15 protein-coding genes are annotated in these 19,168 nt (G+C 32.5%); 2 read left to right on the forward strand and 13 right to left on the reverse strand.

The window, feature by feature from the left end; genetic code table 11:
• Positions 1 to 11: 11 nt before the first annotated feature.
• Positions 12 to 860 (reverse strand): prephenate dehydratase, encoded by an 849-nt coding sequence (pheA, locus tag GM661_RS16255; protein ID WP_230867749.1) that lies wholly within the window; start codon positions 858 to 860, stop codon positions 12 to 14.
• Positions 861 to 1,396: 536 nt separating this feature from the next.
• Here pheA and GM661_RS16260 point away from each other — a divergent pair.
• Positions 1,397 to 2,026, forward strand: coding sequence for a response regulator (locus GM661_RS16260; RefSeq protein WP_230867750.1), 630 nt, complete (start codon positions 1,397 to 1,399; stop codon positions 2,024 to 2,026).
• A gap of 4 nt (positions 2,027 to 2,030) precedes the next feature.
• A complete protein-coding gene (locus tag GM661_RS16265; protein WP_230867751.1) occupies positions 2,031 to 3,065 on the forward strand; it encodes a sensor histidine kinase in 1,035 nt (344 codons plus the stop codon).
• A gap of 95 nt (positions 3,066 to 3,160) precedes the next feature.
• Here GM661_RS16265 and GM661_RS16270 read toward each other — a convergent pair whose 3' ends face one another.
• The 12 genes from GM661_RS16270 to GM661_RS16325 all read right to left on the reverse strand — a co-directional run bounded on the left by GM661_RS16270 (position 3,161) and on the right by GM661_RS16325 (position 19,062).
• A complete protein-coding gene (locus GM661_RS16270; RefSeq protein ID WP_230867752.1) occupies positions 3,161 to 4,195 on the reverse strand; it encodes a hypothetical protein in 1,035 nt (344 codons plus the stop codon).
• Between the two features lie 9 nt (positions 4,196 to 4,204).
• Entirely contained in the window at positions 4,205 to 4,999 is a 795-nt protein-coding gene (locus GM661_RS16275) for an outer membrane lipoprotein-sorting protein (protein WP_230867753.1), read from the reverse strand.
• 76 nt (positions 5,000 to 5,075) lie between these two features.
• Positions 5,076 to 6,269, reverse strand: coding sequence for an ABC transporter permease (locus GM661_RS16280; protein ID WP_230867754.1), 1,194 nt, complete (start codon positions 6,267 to 6,269; stop codon positions 5,076 to 5,078).
• A 1-nt stretch (position 6,270) separates the two neighbouring features.
• Positions 6,271 to 6,954, reverse strand: coding sequence for an ABC transporter ATP-binding protein (locus GM661_RS16285; RefSeq protein WP_230867755.1), 684 nt, complete (start codon positions 6,952 to 6,954; stop codon positions 6,271 to 6,273).
• Positions 6,955 to 6,967: 13 nt separating this feature from the next.
• Positions 6,968 to 7,729, reverse strand: coding sequence for a tetratricopeptide repeat protein (locus GM661_RS16290; RefSeq protein ID WP_230867756.1), 762 nt, complete (start codon positions 7,727 to 7,729; stop codon positions 6,968 to 6,970).
• Between the two features lie 351 nt (positions 7,730 to 8,080).
• Positions 8,081 to 9,700, reverse strand: coding sequence for an alpha-glucan family phosphorylase (gene glgP / locus GM661_RS16295; RefSeq protein WP_230867757.1), 1,620 nt, complete (start codon positions 9,698 to 9,700; stop codon positions 8,081 to 8,083).
• 408 nt (positions 9,701 to 10,108) lie between these two features.
• Positions 10,109 to 10,678, reverse strand: a complete 570-nt coding sequence (locus GM661_RS16300; protein WP_230867758.1) for an aminoglycoside 6-adenylyltransferase — start codon at positions 10,676 to 10,678, stop codon at positions 10,109 to 10,111.
• A 162-nt stretch (positions 10,679 to 10,840) separates the two neighbouring features.
• Positions 10,841 to 12,604, reverse strand: coding sequence for a glycoside hydrolase family 13 protein (locus tag GM661_RS16305; protein WP_230867759.1), 1,764 nt, complete (start codon positions 12,602 to 12,604; stop codon positions 10,841 to 10,843).
• Between the two features lie 767 nt (positions 12,605 to 13,371).
• Positions 13,372 to 16,089, reverse strand: coding sequence for a hypothetical protein (locus GM661_RS16310; RefSeq protein ID WP_230867760.1), 2,718 nt, complete (start codon positions 16,087 to 16,089; stop codon positions 13,372 to 13,374).
• A 202-nt stretch (positions 16,090 to 16,291) separates the two neighbouring features.
• The gene (locus GM661_RS16315; RefSeq protein WP_330165263.1) at positions 16,292 to 16,645 is read right to left on the reverse strand and encodes an alpha-1,6-glucosidase domain-containing protein; all 354 of its coding nucleotides are present in this window, start codon (positions 16,643 to 16,645) and stop codon (positions 16,292 to 16,294) included.
• Complete coding sequence (locus tag GM661_RS16320; RefSeq protein WP_230867762.1) at positions 16,621 to 17,100, reverse strand: alpha-amylase family protein; 480 nt, start codon at positions 17,098 to 17,100, stop codon at positions 16,621 to 16,623. Before GM661_RS16320 ends, GM661_RS16315 begins: the two co-directional genes overlap by 25 nt.
• Before the next feature lie 36 nt (positions 17,101 to 17,136).
• Positions 17,137 to 19,062: an alpha-amylase family glycosyl hydrolase gene (locus GM661_RS16325; RefSeq protein WP_230867763.1), complete on the reverse strand. Its 1,926-nt coding sequence runs from the start codon at positions 19,060 to 19,062 to the stop codon at positions 17,137 to 17,139.
• Positions 19,063 to 19,168: the final 106 nt, after the last annotated feature.

Consider the following 19,168-nt stretch of genomic DNA (forward strand, 5'->3'; position numbering starts at 1 on the left):
AAAAAACCTCCTTAAATTTTTTCAATAAGATAACTCCCCAGTACCCTGAAAAAAGATGACTTTTCCTGTACACCATCAAGTGCCTTCTTAATATTTTTTTCCTGTCTATGACCCTCAAAATCAATATAAAAAAGATACTCCCCTAACTGTCTTTTAGTTGGCCTTGATTCAATCCTGGTTAAATTAACCCCTTCCTCTGCAAAATCACCAAGGATATTATATAAGGCTCCTGACTTGTTTATCCTGGGGGCACATATTAAAGATGTCTTATAGTCCCTATCCTTTTTATACACCAGACCACCAATATCAAGCTTATTAGCTATGACAAAAAACCTGGTAAAGTTATTGTCATTATCCTGAATTTTTTTAGCAATAACCTCCAGTCCATAGATATCACTTATTCGTTCAGAACCTATAACAGCACTATCACTACTACCTTTCACAATTTCAGCAGCCTCAGCTGTACTTGCTGTATAGCTAATACTAGCTGCGGACAGTTTGCTGTTAATAAATTTATTGGACTGACCAATAGGTTGGGGGTGTGAATATACCTTAGTGATATCAGCCAGCCCAACACCCTTTTCTACCAACAGACAATTATTTATTGGAAAAATAAGTTCAGCAAGGATAGTTACAAAGGAATTACTGTAAAGAAGATCCATACTAACATTTACAGCCCCTTCCAGGGAATTTTCAATCGGCACCAATCCCCTATCTATCTCCCCGGACTGGATTCCTTCAAAGATATTATATATAGAATTATAAGATACCAATTTTTCATCAACCGTAAAATAACTTATCCCAGCCTGTTCACTATACGTCCCCGGCGGTCCCAGATATCCACACTTCAGTATACCCATAACTTACACTCCTTCTTTTTTTATTATTTAAAAATAATATAAAAAAACTTGCTCCCTGCAAGGAACAAGTCTTTATCTTCTATACCATCCTTAATGGCCTTTTAAAACTACTAAAAAACAATAGTTTACCATGATAACGGTTGGTCTCCGTTAAGGCCTAATATCTATTATCTCTTTCAGCCTACAACTCCCAGGGGAACTTCATTAAAAAGCACTTTATCAGGCTCCCACCAATCCTGATTCGCTGCCAAAATACTTGGTAATTACTTTCCCTGTTCATAGTCTTTTATGCTTATATTTTGACACATATTATATAGAATTTATTTTCTCTTGTCAAGTAATTTTTGTTAATTTAGCTCTTATATTAATTGCAAGTTAAAAACTATCTCAATATACTCCTTTTGTACTAATTGAATCACAACCTTCTTAGCTTCAAAATATTAATGAAATAACATATAATATTTAGTATAAGTACAAGGAATTTTTGAAATTATTCAGAAGATAAATATTAAAATAACCACAAAGGAGAGTAAATAATGATTAAAATATATTTAGTCGACGACCATCCTTTTGTGCTGCAAGGTTTAAAGACTTTTTTAAGTACTAACGAAGAGATAGATATAATTGGAGAAGCAAGTAATGGAAAGGATGCCTTAGCAGATATCAAAGAGAAAAACCCCGAGATAGCTATTGTAGATTTACACCTTCCTGATATGACAGGAGTTGAGTTGACCAAAAAAATTCTAATGGTTAATCCCAGTGTACAGATAATAATACTCTCTAGCTTCTGTGAAGATGATGAAATCATAGCTGCAATCGATGCTGGAGCATTGAGTTATCTAATGAAAGATTCACAACCTCAAAAACTAACAGAAGCAATCTTTGCCGCTAAAAAAAGAGAGCCTATCTTACACCCTAGAATTGCCAAAAAATTGATGAAACGAGTTACTAAAAAGAAAGCAGTGATAGAACCTCTTACCTCTAGGGAAAAGGATGTTTTATTACAACTAAGCAAAGGAAAGTCCAATAAAGCTATTGGCAAAGCCTTATTCATCTCTGATAAGACTGTTAAAACTCATATAAGTAATATACTAAGAAAGCTTGATGTAAAAGATAGAACTCAAGCTGCTATCAAAGCAATCGAAGAGAATCTAATCGGCAGGTGATATTATGTACATAGATAATTTTATTAAGATGCTTAAAATAGCTAGAAAGTCTAGTTTAATAGGAATTGGAATATCATTAACTTTTATGTTAGCTTTCTACGAATCGCCAATAACTCTTTATACTTTAATAGGTTATATAGTCTTTGGAAGTTTAGTAGGTTTTTTTATCTCTCTAACTCTTGGCTTAGTTAACTATATATCATTTTCAAATAAAAATACTCACATATCCCTTCAAATTATAATAACCTATATTCTATCTTTTATAATCTTTTATATTATTGCCTTACCTTTCGCTTATATACAAGAATTATCTAAAACAACCTTAGTATATATAGCCTTAGGTAATGCTGTGGCTTCAGTAATGGTTTGTCTATTCTTTGCTAATATTCATGAAAAGGAAGAGAGAATAAAGCTGGAACAAGAAAATAAAGAACTGGCTATCATTGAAGAAAGAAATAGAATTGCCCGTGAACTCCACGATTCTGTATCACAGAATCTATTTGGTATCAATCTTAATCTAAACACTTTAAACTACCTATTAGAGCATAACCCAGAAAAATCAAAGCATATGATTAAGCAATTACAAGAAATGATTCAAGAGGTTCAAGCAGAAATGAGACTAATGATTTATGAACTAAAACCTTTAGATTTAAGTAAAAGAGGCTTCTTAGAAACTATAGAAAACTTAATTACCTTATTTAAAAAAAGATATAATTTAGTTATCTCCTTTTCGCTTATAGGAAATGAAGATTTTATTGATAATGAAATACAACTTACACTATATAGAATAATACAAGAGGCTTTAAATAATATTGTTAAACATGCTAACGCAAGTAAAATTCAAATCTCTTTACAGATACAAGAAGATAATATCCACTTATCTATCCATGATAATGGAGAAGGATTTAACCTAGAAGAGATAGATAAAAATAATAATTTTGGTATACAAGGTATGGAAGAAAGAATTGCACAGATTAAGGGAAAATTACTAATTGAATCAACAGTTGGAGAAGGAACTACTATTCAAGCTATAATCTAAAAAAGCAGAGAAAAGGAATTTCTTTTCTCCACTTTCTCAAATCTTCACTTATCATATTCAAATTAATATTAACAAGATAATTTAAGCTCCCATACTTATAAAAGGTCAATAGAGACCTTAAAATTAATAGTTAAATCTTCAGGTTTACTTCCTATTCTACTACTTTTAGGACCAGAAAAGTGCTCTATCTCTATAGAATAAGTTAAATTTTCTATACCAGAATAAGATAAATTGAAAGTTCTAATATCTCCATGGTCATTTAAATCTATTACATCTTTTATCTGCCAGTTCCAATCACTAAAAAGATCTCCATGGTTTCCTATAACCCAGACTAGATAATCACTCTTTTCACGATAGTATTCTAAAACAATTACTTTATCATTTTTAGTAATATACTCTCCACCAAAGAGATAGAGATTAGACTTCTCATTTAAAGAGTCCCAATAACGTTTATTATATTCTCCATATACAGCTAAACCATTAAGAAAATCTTTAGAGTAATTAATTCCTAGGTTAATGCCTTTCTTTTTCTTCTCACTATCTAACCTTTGGTCTGGATCTAAATCACTATTATCCTTAAGATAAGATAAAATTAAGGTATAATCACTGGTTTTAAGTAATGAATTATACTTAATCCAAGCAGAGTATAAGTCCTCATAATCACTATCAAAAGTACCGCCTACCTTAAAAGTAGAATTGAACGTCATCAAGCTAAACTCACTACCTAAATAACTCTCTTCATCATCCAAGGGATATGTAGGATAATACTCACTAAACCCTTTCCCCCAAGTCCAGTACCCCTTCCCAAACTCTAATATACTATCTCCAACCATTGTATTAATTAAAAATTCATCAAGGTATACAGAATCTTCCTCTGTTTCTCCTTTTACCCTTAAGTCATACTGATAAAGACCATATATCCCTGAAGCACTTAACTCCAGGGTAGTATCTACACTACTTTCTGAGTCAAGGATGTATGAATCAGGTAAATTATCATTATCAATATGGGAATAATCAAATTCAGTAATTAATTTACTGTCCAGTTCAATAGCCATAGCATTATTAACAAGCCGTAAAATAATAATTATTAAGAAAGTTAATATCATTAAGATCTTCTTATAATTAGCCATTTTATGCCTTTAATCTTTAATGAGTAAATCAAATCTACTCATCATTAGTGGTTGAAAAGCCCTTGGTGACAACTCCTTAACCTGTATACCTATATACTTTAACTCTGTAACTCTATCTTGATCTTGTAATAGATTTTTGATAACTATATCAGCAACCTCATGATTTCCTATTTTTCTATGATTCTTATAATTTAATTCCTTTAATGGAGTACCACTGACAGCTTTTAATATAACATGTTTAATCCTATTTGTATCCTTGCTGATAGTTAATTTCACTTGCTGATAAGTAGTCTTTTCATCTTTGGCAAGCAAATCTATAATATAAGAATCTTCTACTTCATGAAATTCTTTAATATCATAGTCTCTATAATAATTAATACCAACTGTTTCTCCTATACCAGCATCCCCAAATATTCTTTGTTGTCCCGAAATTCTAATTGGCCGCCGAAGATTCTTTTTAGACATCCAATTATTAGTTCCTATAATTAAGAATTTATTATGAACTAAATCTTCTGGTGCAGTAAAGGTTACCATTTGTCGCTCCCCACCATTATAAATATAAACTCTTAATGCTGAACTATTGGTTTCAGTCTCTTCTCCATCATTAATTTTATCCTTATCTTTAACTTTTTCGATTACTGTACAGTCCATTTCAATTAGATAGGAATTTTCATGTAAATTTTGTTTATCTAAAGCTAACTGTATGATTTCTTTAGAACCAGTAGCATATATTTTACTTGTATTTAATAAAAATATGGATATTATTATAAGTAATATCATAGACTTTTTATTTATTATCCTCATTAGGAACACCCCTCTTTTTAATTAAGGGCAACTATAATCACCCTACTGTAAACAACTTCCTATAAATATAAATCTACTAAACATGTCTCAACATCTCTACTACCTTAAGGCGTGCGGCCTTTAGAGCAGGATAAACGGTTGATAGGGTAGTAGCAAGGATTACTATTAAAAATGGAGTTATTCCATTTTTTAACGCTAATTTAATATATAAAGGCACCTCTTGAGTATTAGGCGGAGTATAGGTTATATTTAAGCTATTTACAATATTTCCTGCTATCCATCCTAGAGCAATCCCCAGAACACCCCCCATAACTCCAATAATTAATGCCTCTTGAATCAACTGTGTAAATACTTGACTTTGTCTTGTCCCAATAGCTCTAACTGTACCAATTTCATTCATCCGTTCAAAAAAAGACATCGACATAATCTCTAATATACTAATAAATATTAAGAGAAATATTAACATTGATAGAAATAAAAAAGCTGTTTCATACAATCCCCTAACCTGATGATAGAAAGCAGCTAAATCTTCCCAGCTTCTCATTTCAACATCTAAGCCTGCTTCTTTAAAATCTGATTTTAATTCTACAATAGTACGATCAGTTAATTTAGTATCAGTCAATAAAACTTTAAATTTGTCTACTCCCTCAGTATTTAGTAGAATTTGGGCAAAACTAAGGGGCATCATAATATAATGGCTATCTGCATCATCATTTCCTATAGAGAAGGAACCACTTAACTGTAAACTACCTGCATTATAGGCACCATCAATAGTTGTAGCCATTATCGAAACCCATTCATCCTCTTCAATATTCAATATCTTTTTTATCCCCTGCCCTACAATTACTCTGTCTTGATCACCTGGGAATAAGGAAGTTCCACTTTTAATAGATATATTCTGTTTATAATCGGTTTCTACCCCCATGGCTGAAACAATAGTACTTCTTTTTTCTGTTCCTAAGATTCCAGAGACCTGCAAAGTTCTAGTATAATCTGTCACATGCTCTTTATTGTTAAGTATCTCATTAATCTTAGCAATATCATCCTTACTTAAAACCTTCCTATCCACACTTTTCTTATCCCAAAAGCCTTCTTTAGCAATTTGTAAGTTACTATATTCTCTAATAGCCATCATCTGTAACCCCTCAAATGTTGAAGTAAAGTATCCTTTTAATAGGAATAAAACTGCTATACTGACAATTATTAAGCCTAAACTTAAAAGTGAACGCCTCTTATTTCTCATAATACTTCGCCAGGCTATTTTGAACATACTAACTGACCTCCTTTACACTTAGAGTACCATCTTTAATTTCTATTAACTTTTGGGCATATCTATTGATAAATAAATCATGGGTCACAATAACAAAGGCTACGTCATATTCATTATTTAAATTTAGCATTAACTCTATAATAGTCTTCCCTGTTTCAGAATCTAGATTTCCTGTTGGCTCATCTGCTAAAACCACTTCAGGCTCGGTAACTAGAGCCCGTGCAATAGCTACTCTCTGTTTTTGACCACCAGATAGCTGGCCAGGTAATCTATTATTCATCTTATCCAAAGCAAGCTCTTTTAAAATCTTATCAACTCTCTTCTTTCTTTCTGACTTACTGACTTTCTGTAAGAGAAGGGGATATTCTACATTCTCCCATACTGTTAAAACTGGAACCAATTCAAAGTATTGAAATACCAAACCAATTTTATCTCTACGAAGCTCTGTCCGTTCTCTATCACTTAAAGAATTTAAAGAAGTTTTATTAATCTCAATCTCCCCTGAGCTTGCTTCATCAATACCAGCCAACAAATTTAGGAGGGTAGATTTTCCACTACCAGAAGGACCATTTACTACAATAAAGTCACCTTTGTTAATTGTAAGATTTATATTCTTTAAGGCTTGAACTTCTTCAATCTGGCTAGAATATATCTTGCTTAAATTTTCTATTTTAATAATAGCCACTTCTTACTCCCCCTTAAATTTCTTTAGCTTCTTTTAAAATATCCTCTGCCCATTTATTAGCTGGATAAATTTTCAGAGCTTGTTTTGCACTATCTATCGCTTGGTCTTTATCTTTTAATTTTATATAAGCATTGGCTATCCAAATATAAGAAATAAAGTTATCGAATTTATCTTTACTATCTAAGGCCTTTTGAAACATTGTAATTCCTTTATCTATATCACCGCCACCAATTTTAGGTGCATTTATATAGTATATTCCTAATGAATTAAAAGCCGTATAATTTTCTTTATCAAGCTTCACAGCTTTCTGTAATAATTTAACTGCTTTTGGACCACTAGTCATCAAATAAATTACGCCTTTATATTCCATCAATCTCATATAAGTATCAGCTAATAAACGATGAGCTTCACTTAATTTTTTATTCTTTTTTATACTTTTTAGAGCTAGTTCACTACTATTCTCAAAATGTCGAGCAGCCTTTCTTGGTTCTCCCTTAACCTCATACATTTCAGCTATTAAAAATTCAACTTGACCTTGCCACAAATACTTTTGATCATCATTATTTACCTTTTCAAGATAAAAATTACTTTGCCCAGCTGTTTCAATTAGTTTTTCAATATCATTATCACCATTATAGTAATCTTCTCTAGCCTGAAAGAACAGATCTTTTCCTTGCTCTAAGTTATTATCCTTCGCCTCCATATTTAAAGAAATGACTATTGTAAGAAACATAATTAGAACTAAAATAAATTTGTAATTTTTTAATTTTATCATTTTTATCCCCCTAAAATTATTTGTTAACTATATTATATAAGTTACCTAAGTCCTATACATCTACTAAAAGTTCTGTTTCTATTAGACTAAAAGTAGTAAGAAATCTCCTGCTTTTGGGGGATAAATTAGTCTGTCAACAGATTAATCATCCACGAAGAGTTATCTATAACCCGTAGAGACACTAGACTAAAAGTAAAACAAAAAAATGGAAAATTAATTGAAATATAATAGTCTACCCAGTAATCTTTCAAATTAAAGAGACAAAAAAAGGTATTCCCGAAGTCTTGAAGGAATACCTTGTATATCTCTTACATATCAATACTAGTTAATTTCGCAATTCACTATATTAATCTAGAAAGTATAGATCTCCTTATAATATCTTTTTAACATCCTTTTTGCAGAAAATCGTTCATAGGTACTCTCAATACTGGCTTTCATCATCTCTTCCCATCGCTCTCTATTATGATAATAGGTAGGTACTACTTTATTCAAAAGGACTTCATATAAGGCCTTAAGGTCATGTTCATCCTGTTTATCCTGATCACTATCTTGATAGCCGTCCCCAAACTGCCAGCCGTTAACCCCATCTTCACAGGCTTCAGGCCACCAACCATCAAGTATACTCATATTCAAAACCCCATTCATCGCTGCTTTCATCCCGGAAGTACCGCTAGCTTCCTTTGGCCTTCTGGGGTTATTTAACCAGAGGTCAATCCCTCTTGTTAACTTTTTCCCTATTTCCATATTATAGTCTTCCAGAAATACAACACTATGTTGATATTTCTTACTCATCTTAACCAGACTGCTTATAATTCTTTTCCCTGTATCATCTAAGGGATGGGCCTTCCCAGAAAAAACAAGCTGTATTTTACCTTCTTTTAAATAAGGACCAATAATAGATGCTTTGCTAAATATTAAATCACTCCTTTTATAAGGGGCCGCCCTTCTGGCGAAACCTATCAGAAGTTTATCACTGCTGAGGTTGACACCTGTTTTTTGTTTTATATATTTAATCAGCTCTTTTTTTAATTCTTGGTGTACAGGCCAGAGTAATTTACCCTGATCATATGCTTCCCTGATCCTCTGATCTACCCAGGTTTTATGGTGAACACCATTAGTAATAGCTATAATGGGGGGTTTATTATCTACATGCTCCCACATTTTACGTGCTGTTACAGCATGCAGCTCTGCTACAGCATTGGCCATATGTGACAGTCTCAGTCCGGCAACTGTCATATTAAAAGGGGCACCACCAATCTTAACCATCTGCTCCAGGGTCAAACCCCTGAAGCCCCCCATATATCTAATACTATCCAGACGGTGTTTCTCATTTCCTTCCTTAACAGGGGTATGGGTTGTAAATACTATTTCCTTCCTTACTTCGGCCAGTGCTTCATCAAAAGTATGACCCTGCTTTATTTTCTCCCTTATTAATTCTATACCTGCAAAAACTGCATGCCCTTCATTAAAATGATATATATCTATATTTAAACCTAATTTTCTGATTAGCTTTATACCACCTACCCCCAGGATAAGTTCCTGGGCAATCCTCTCCTCTACAAACCACCCATATAATTGACCTGTTATCCATTTATTAGCGTTCTTTTTATGATTTGTATCCAGCAAATACAGAGGAACATTATCATAGCGTTGCAATTTCCAGACTTTACAGATAATATCTTCATCTCTTATTCTAACTGTTACAGTAATACCAGTATCATCCAACAACTTATACATATAATCATTATTATGATAGGAATCATATGGTCGACCATCTTCAGCAATAAGCTGTTTTGTATAACCCTGCCTCCACAAAATACCAATACCTATCATTGGTTTATTTAACTCTTTAGCAGCCTTAAGGATATCACCAGCCAGTATACCTAAACCACCGGCGTAAATCCTAATTGCTTTATCCAGACCATATTCCATACAAAAATAAGCAACCTTTGGTTCTTTATTACTACTCATAAAAAATTGCCTCCTTTTTCTATAATGATATATTCCGTGATAACCCAACTGAAGATCAAACCCATACCATACCACTAAATTATGAAATTCTTATTATATATTTATTATCTTCTAATTTAAGAAACTTATCATTAATATGATCAAATATCTCTTTTTCACAACCGGATACTTCATTTTCACTACTTTTCATAATAGTTTTCTTTATAAATACTTACTGATAATAATCTCAATGGCCTTTTTATATTCCAAGCTAAGTTGCCCGGATAATTCTCTTCTTAATACATTTAACAGCGCTCCAGCTGCTTCTGGAATAGGCTTAAGTAAAATAGATTCCATTTCTTTTCCTAAATCTGAATAAACAAATTCAAACCTCCTTAAGGGATCGATATTATCAAGTAAATTATTATTTTAATTAACTAAATGTTTTCCCAATAAAATCAATAATTTTTTCAATGCTGATATCTTTACAAACTCATGGGCACTAACTTTTTCTCCTCTTTTATACCTACCAAGACCAACCAATAAATTAACAATGAACTGACCTATTAGTACCTCATTACTGCAATTTAAATTTGACTCTTCGGCCGTTGTTTGTCTGATTTTTCTCAGATGATCCTCTATATTTTCTCTATCAATTAATATTTGATAACAATTTGTTTTAGAAAAATACAATTCTTTACTATCAAAAACTGCAAATTCAATTAAATGCCCACTATTATATAATACTTTTAAGCCGTGTTCAGTTTCTTGAAAAGATAATAATATACTATCAAAATTTGGCAACCATGATAAATCATTACGAAACTCTTGTTGGTGACCAGTTTGTACAATCACAAAGAAATCATGATCAGACCACTTGTCTGGTCTATAATTCTGCCTGGACATAGAACCAACGGCAACTAATCCAATAACTCCAATACAATTTAATAAATTATTTTTTAAATTCTCAGTATACCTTTCATACTCAATACAATTCATATAATCTCTTCTCCTTAAAATAAATAGTGAACTTAATATTAGATATAATCTGTGTCTTCAAAATCTCCTAATTCCATTAATCTAATATAATACGGACTGAAATGTTACAAATATATGAACCATGGACCTCCAGTTCTCCAACGCAAAAAAATAATTTTTATCTTAGCTCAAAATCATTCCTTTAAATTTTGAAATTTCTATTATATATTTTTTGTCATCACCCAATTGAAAAGAACTATCATCTAGATAATTAGATATTTCTTTTTTATATCCAAATAAATTTCCTGCTAAAGTGTATTTTTGGGATAATGGACTATTGTTAATAATCACTACAATACTTTCATCCTCATAGCTGCGCAAAAAACCATATGTATTTTTTATTTCATCAATTACTATTGGCTGATAATCACCACGTCGAAGTGGTATTAATTCATGTCTTAAGCTTATCAGCTTTTGGTAATATTTATATAAATCTTTATCCTGTTTTTCTATATCCCAGACCATACAACGACGGCAATCAGGATCATCTTCACCTTCTATACCCACCTCATCACCGTAATATATCATCGGTGCCCCTGGATAAGTAAATTGAAATAATACTGCCAGTTTCATCAATTCTTTCTCTCCCGAAAAAAAATTAATTAATCTGCGGGTATCATGGCTGTCCAGGAGATTCAGCATACTATAATTTACTCTGTCTTGATATAACATCCAGTTCCTGACAAGCCTATTACTGAACTCGCCAGGGCCTATTTTTTTATAGGCAAAAAAATCAAGTACCGACATTTCCAGTGGATAATTCATAATTGCATCAAATTGGTCACCCTGCAACCATTTTTCCGAATTATGCCAGATTTCCCCTACAATATAGGCATTCGGTTTAATTTTTTTTACCCTTTCACGAAATTTACGCCAGAAATTATGATCAACCTCATCAGCCACATCAAGCCTCCACCCATCTATATCTACTTCATTAAGCCAATATTCAGCTGCACCAAGGAGATAATCCTGAACCTCAGGATTTGAAGTATTAAGTTTCGGCATATCTATTACATCATTAGCAAAGGTATCATAATTGACCGGAGGAGTGGTTTTAACAGGATAATTATCAATAAAAAACCAATCACTATACTTAGAACTGGCACCATTTTCCCGAACATCTTTAAAAGCAAAAAAATTAAACCCACTGTGGTTAAAAACAGCATCAAGAATAACCCGAATTCCCCTTCTATGGACCTCAACAACTAATTTTTTCAGTATTTCTTTGTTACCAAAGCTAGGGTCAACCTTATAAAAGTCATCAATATTGTACTTGTGATTACTAGTAGAACTGAAAATTGGATTAAGATAGAGAGCATTAACTCCCAGGTTTTCTAAATAATCTAGCTTTTTTATAATCCCTTCTAAGTCCCCGCCAAAAAAAGAATCACTTTCAGGTTTAGCTCCCCAGGGTCTTATCCTATCTGGATCATTATCTGTATTACCATTATTAAATCTTTCAGGGAATACCTGGTAAAAAACCGCATCCTGTACCCATTCAGGTATTGAAAAAATATCGCCTTCATTTATAACTGGATATTGGAAATATTCACCATAGCCAAAAGATTTTCCAGGTTTAATATTACTAAAGCCTTTTTCTGTAAACCAGATCCCTTCAGAACCATCACTTAAATAAAATAAATAGCGAAAACGGTTATCATCCATTGTTATACTAGTCTCAAAATAATCATAAAGACCATCGCTGGCAACTAACTCCATCTTTTTTACATTATATGGAGCTTTGCCATCATACCGACTACCAAATATTACTTTTACCTCTTGTAAATCATTTTTAGCTGCTTTTAGTCTAATCTTTAAAGTATTCCTATCAAGAGGGTAAACATAATTCCAACCTGGCTTATGTAAAATTGCTGCTTTATTCATCATTAAATTATCACTCCCTAATTATTTTTGTTTATACTATTGTCTTAAAGTTGTCCTAATTCTTATTTCCAAACTGACTCCACCATCAACAGTAAACTCTTCTGTTTTCAGATAGAATACAGTTTTATCACCCTCCACCTAATCATTATTATCTTCCTTAATAGATATATTTCCTGAAAAATCCAATGACCCCTCCTGACTATCACACTTACCATTATTGCTATCACCACTCCCATTAATCCATAAAACACAATAGAATTTCTCATTGAATTAATCACAGCTACTATGTAATTTAAATTTACCCATGAACTTATCCCAGAATGATTTATATTTTTCAAAAAAAAACTTAATTTTCACCCTACATCCTCCTTATTTAATTATCTCAGTAATTCACACCTCTCCTTCTATTAAGTAAAATCAATCTAACTTTAAAAACAGAATTGTTGTGAAATCGTTTAAACAAGATTGAATACAGTATAATTTTTTTATATTTTGCAAAGAAAGATATAGAAACCACCTAAATTCTTTAACATAAAATGCAAGGCTGGCTCAATATTAATATTCAGAATATTTAAAGGGGAAACAAATTAACATCAAGCTCAATAATTAGTACCAAACCAACCTTGCATAAAAATAATTCTTTTTTTTATAACAATTTAATCAAATTAAAAATCTTGTGTGGTGTCCTGTAAACTACCAACTATAAAGTTAGCGCCATAAAAGAGAATTATGTCTATTGAAAATTAAAGCTAATAAACTCTAAACTATCTTTAGAATACTGTTTCAAGTTCGGCCTTATAATAGTCTTCTCCTTCATCTTCATCTTGTTTATTATATGAAAGTGAAAAAGTACTCCTTTTATTAATCTCCTTAGTCAATTTAATTAAAATTGCATCATCTTCATATTCAGAGATTTCACCATGATTAAAATCATATTTAATACATAAATCAGCTCGTATACTGTAAGGAAATTTATAATATGTTTCTAGAGTTAAAATAGAATACCAATCTATAAAACGTTGTTTGTCAGCTACATAGTATTGTTCATCTTTAGTAATATCAGATGGAGTATAATCTATTACATTATCTTCAATTTGTTGAAATTCCAGACCTGTAGTAAGTCCACCCCACATTGGTAATTTAGGATTTCTAAATTCTGTTTCTAAATACACTTTCTGTTTCCAATCATTATCATTATCATCCTGATCTTCATAGTCTGCATTCTCTACTAGACCATCAGCTCCATTATCATCAACTGTATAATTAAGCAAAATATATGGGATATAATCCTCACTATCTCCCAAATGGTGTAATTTTGTTTCCAAACCATATTTTATTGCTTTATCATCTTCATATCCGCTTACAGGGTCTTTAACATAACGGACATTAGGTTTGACATAAGCAATTTTATCTGTATGTAGATCCAAATCACTCTCTAAATAGTATTCTTCAACTTCTGAATCCAATCTGTTGTGTATATTTCCCCTCAAATATTTTAGGTATGGAATGTTACTAGTCTGTGTCTCAAAACAAGCCTCCTTCTTTTCCCCTTCAAAATCATCTGTATCTTTTGGATCAACTTCAATACTACCTGTAATATAATCTAGACCCTTAACTGGTTTATTCCATTCTAAACCTGTGGCCACTTTCCTACTCAAGGCATCCCCTTCTTCTATGTCTTCACCATCATCTACAACTTTATCATCTGAAGCAACTTTGTATTCTAATTCTCCATTAAGTACTAAATTATTTAAAAGATTATATTTTCCTTTGGCATATGCAGTCCGGTAACCAACATCTGCATCTTCCATAACATCATCATCTGCTACTGGCAGATAAGCATTTTGAGACATGGTCCTGGCCCCAACCGTAAAATCACCTTTGTATTTAGTCAAACTAAAATCTCCTGATTTAATACGGGCCTTCATACTGGCTTTTTTATCAACAATTTTATAATTAGCTTCTAGTAAAGCTGAATCACCTCTGTCATAAATAAAATCCCCTGCTGTCGCATAAACACAGGCAGTATTCACTTTAATATTCTCGCCGTTTGTTTCATAACTAGCTGTAATTTCATGATAATCATTCCAGTTATCAGTATCCCACATTATTTTAAACTCCTGGCCTTCTTTCAAATTAGTAAACTCACCTTCCCAGATACCAGGTGCAACTTTCTCCAGAGCAAAAGACTTATCAGATGGTGTCCAGGCTGGGTCCTGCATGCTCCCTACTAGATGCATCTCTTTTACTTCACCAATTACCGGTATGGGTTTATTTTCAGCACCTTCAGCAGGTTCTAATCGACTTATATTTACTCTAATCTTCCAAGCTGAACCTTCTTCCATCACCTTAGTAGTTAAAGCAGTGTATTGAGCCTTTAATGTCAAATTGTCAATTGGTTTAGCCTCAATAAAAACCGCCTCTGTGTCTGTTAGTTTTCCATCAACATCTTGTGTATACTGCAAATGAGAACCTATTTTCACTTCTTTCCCATTTAAATTAAAATCTTTACCAATATTTGCATATCCATGGTAAAGCCCATAACTTTCCTCATCCTGTAAATACTCTGTAGTATTATCAAGATATTCTGTCATGGCAAAATTAAAATCTACCGGCAGACTTTCCTTGCTTTCCATTTTAAATCTACGGGTATAGTTACCGTTTTTTAATAAATCATTGGGATTAGTTGTCCCATTTTCTCTACCCTCACTATCAGTAATCGCATCAACTAATCCTAATGGGTCCATTGAATTAGTAAGGTCTTTGGTATTGATGCCAATTGTATAATCAACAGGATCAGTTAGTAATGTTACTTTAGTATTCCATAACTCAATTGTATCAGGTGTAAAGATCTCCATCTCATCTATTTTTGTTATATCATCTGCATCCCATTCTATATTTACCTGACCACTATATTTTACTCGATCAACTTTTTCAGCATTATCTCCTTCACCAAGTTTATCCTGTATTGTTCCTTTTATATTTAATTCAAAGTCATTATCTATTTTTATAGGGTCATGTTCGTCATCAGTATTATTATATTCAACTTTGTTAACTACCTTACCAGTTAGGCTAAACTCCCCTTTCATTTTACCAGAACTTATTCTCACTACAGAGTTTTGTCCCCCCTGCCCATCATCAACAAACGTATCTGCCTCATTATCCTTCATCCAGTTCTTATCACTATCAACAAATTTATAGGGATATGTACCCTTTTTTAAAATTTTAGTAATTGTCCAAGCTCCATCTACTATTGTCATCTGCCAATCAGGGTGAGAACCATCCCAATTATTGGCTGTGCCCTCTATTACTTTATCTTCAGGAAAATCACCAGCTAGATACATCTCGCTTACATCCAATTTAGCTTGATAAATAAACGTTACTTTGTAATTCCCATCATCCAATTCCTCTACTATAGTTTTGGCATAAACAGAACCACTCACCATAATTAAAGTTAATAATAGGAAAACACAAATTTTCTTTTTCATCATTATACCTCCTCGTATACATTTTAAACATCATTTTTAAACCCAAAACCACACTACTTTACTATTATACAATCGTTTGCATAAGAAAATTGCCTCCTCTCATTAATGCTAATTTAATAATAATCTGCTCTGCTTATAGTGTTTCGCTTTAATCGTCTGAACAACAATTCAATTATATAAACGGTCTATCATGAGAAAACCCTTAATTATGAATTATAACAGCTGATATTGGTGGAACAGATATACTGTTATTCTCTATCTTCACACTGGTGTTAACCAATGAAGTAGTACCAGCTGTTTTATCATCAACAACCACTTTCCAGTTAGAGTCTATTCCATTAATTTTTAGTGTTTTAGTTGTACGGTTAGAGTTGTAGATAACAATTACTTCATCCCATTTTTCTGTACCATCCAGTTTTCTTAGGCTATAGACTACTAAATTTTTCTCCTGGACAGGTATAAATTCAATGCCCTGTTTAATCTCAGCCATCCTTTCCATCCTGAAAATCTTATGCTCTCTTCTGAGTTTTATCAGTCCCTTAAAGTATTCATAGATATCCTGATATTTTTTTTATTTTCCCAGACAATTTGGTTGGTTAAATCACCAGAATCATAACTATTATGATCTATTCCGTATTCTATATTGTCAGGATCGGGTTTGCTCCTCAACATTTCCGAACCACCATGAATAAAAGCCTTTCCCTGAGATGTCATCACAATAGCTGTTGCCAGCTTATGCATTCCCTTTCGTTCTTCAATAGTTGCCTCAGAGGCAGATAGATTAATCTTATCCCAGAGAGTACGTCCATCATGACAGGTAACATAATTTATAACCTCTTCCGGGTCATCAGCAAATCTATCATAAGGTGCAGTTAAAAGAGGTAATTTTGACTGATAATCAACCATACTAGCTATTACACCAGTCCGAATCTTATCCTCATTACCAGCTACGTCCTGTACAAATCCACCTTCTTCAGCTGGAGCAATAGCAGAAGGTTGAATATAAGACATATTTTAAGGCTCAATGATTTTAACCTTACTTTTAGCTTATTCCCAAGCAGTAATTGTAAGTTCAACAGTCTCTTCTTTCTCAAAGGTATAAATTCGATTATTATTACTACCACCTTCAAAGTGATTATCTCCATCGTTTTCTCTCTTACTGGTATCTTCCCAGTTATCTCTGGTTTTAAACTTAAAAGCAAGAGTCATATCAACAGGCTGTTCTAATGTTATTCGATATTTTCCATCAGCCCTTTTATCTAATTTATAATCATCATCTAGCTGCCAACCGCTTAACTCTGAGACTAAATAAAGATCAGCGTTTTCTGCAATGTCATAAAGCAGATCCACTACAAAAGTGACCTTAGGCAAACTTATAATGATATCTTCTCCACTTACCTTTAATCTATCATTACTTGTCTTTAAAACTAATGACCCATATGCAGGTATAATTATTTGATTAGACTTTCCAATAACACTACTTGTCAGTAAATCTTTTGCATTAACAGAAATACTTATACTCCTTTCCTCTCCTGATAAATTATGAATAAGAAATATATTATAATCAACAGTAGAATCACTTACTTTATATCCATAAATTAAATTAGGGGTCTCTAACTTTTGATATTCACCTCTAAAAAAGATCGGATTAGCCTTTCTAATAGCAATTAATTTTTTATAGTGTTGAAATATACTTCCTGCAACACCGCGTTGTTCTTCTAATGAGATCCCATCATTTGCTTTGGTATATCTCATTGGATTATAAAATCCACCTTTAGACATAGTTGTCATACCCTGGCCGTTTGCCTCTTTATACCAATCAAAAGGCTCTCTGATATTGTCATCTGGTTTAGCCCCTATCTGTCCTAATTCTTCACCATAATATATAAATGGTGTCCCAGGTAAAGTCAATAATAATGAAGCAGCCAATTTTACTTTTTCTTCATTTAGGTCATAAGCAACTCTATTTTGATCATGGTTTCTTAAAAAAGTTGCATCAATAAAATCATCTGAATACTGACTATATTGAGAATGAATATCCTCTATCTCGTCTAGAATATCTATTCGTACTCCATTGACCATCTTTATAATCTTATCGGCCAGACTAAAATTAAATGATGAGTCTAAATCTTCATAAAACTGGGCCATAGTCTCAGTTTCTGTCCAATTCTCTCCTACTAAAAATGCTTCAGAATTTACGCTTTTTATAGCAATATTAAACTCCTGCCACCAATTATGCGTAACCTCTAAATCTTCATCAATGTGTAATGCGGCATCAAGTCTAAATCCATCTACTCCATCCGAAAAATCCCCATCTTGATTTGGATCTAACCAAAATTCTGCTATATCCTTAAATTTTTCTCTAACCTCAGGATTTCGAAAGTTTAAATCAGGCATTCCACTCCAGAAAGTACTGTAATAATAGTCATCAGCAAATTCATTATGCCAAACCTGTTGTCCCCATGCTCCCTTTTGCTCAAGATCATCAAATTCATCCTTCCAAACATAGTAATCTCTATATGGATTTTTGGTTCCTTTAGCAGCCTCTTTAAACCAGGGGTGTTGATTAGAAGAATGATTGACTACTAAATCCATAATTACTTTAAACCCATTAGCATGAGCCTCTTCTAAGAATTCTATAAATTCCTCTCGGGTACCATAATCTGGCTCAGTATCGTAATAATCAATCACATCATAACCATGATAACTTGGAGAATTATTAATAGGCATCAACCAAATTGCATTTACCCCTAGCTCTTTTAAATAAGGAATTTTTTCTTTTAATCCTAAAAAATCTCCTATTCCATCACCATTACCATCATAAAAGCTTCTTACAAATACTTCATAAAACACTGCTTCTTTAGCCCAATCAGCTGGTTCCCAGTTAGGTACATCCCCGGCAGTTACTACCATACTGAAAATACCTAATCCCATTAAAATAAAAATCAAAATACTACTATACTTTTTTATCATGTTATCCTCCCTCTCTTAGGTAAAATATAAACACTTATAATCCTCCTTATTTCTGTCCTTATCAAAAATATTACCGATCTTAAAGTATCAAATAATCCAATATATT

It is taken from the genome of Iocasia fonsfrigidae (assembly GCF_017751145.1).
GTDB classification, from domain to species: Bacteria; Bacillota; Halanaerobiia; order Halanaerobiales; family DTU029; genus Iocasia; species Iocasia fonsfrigidae.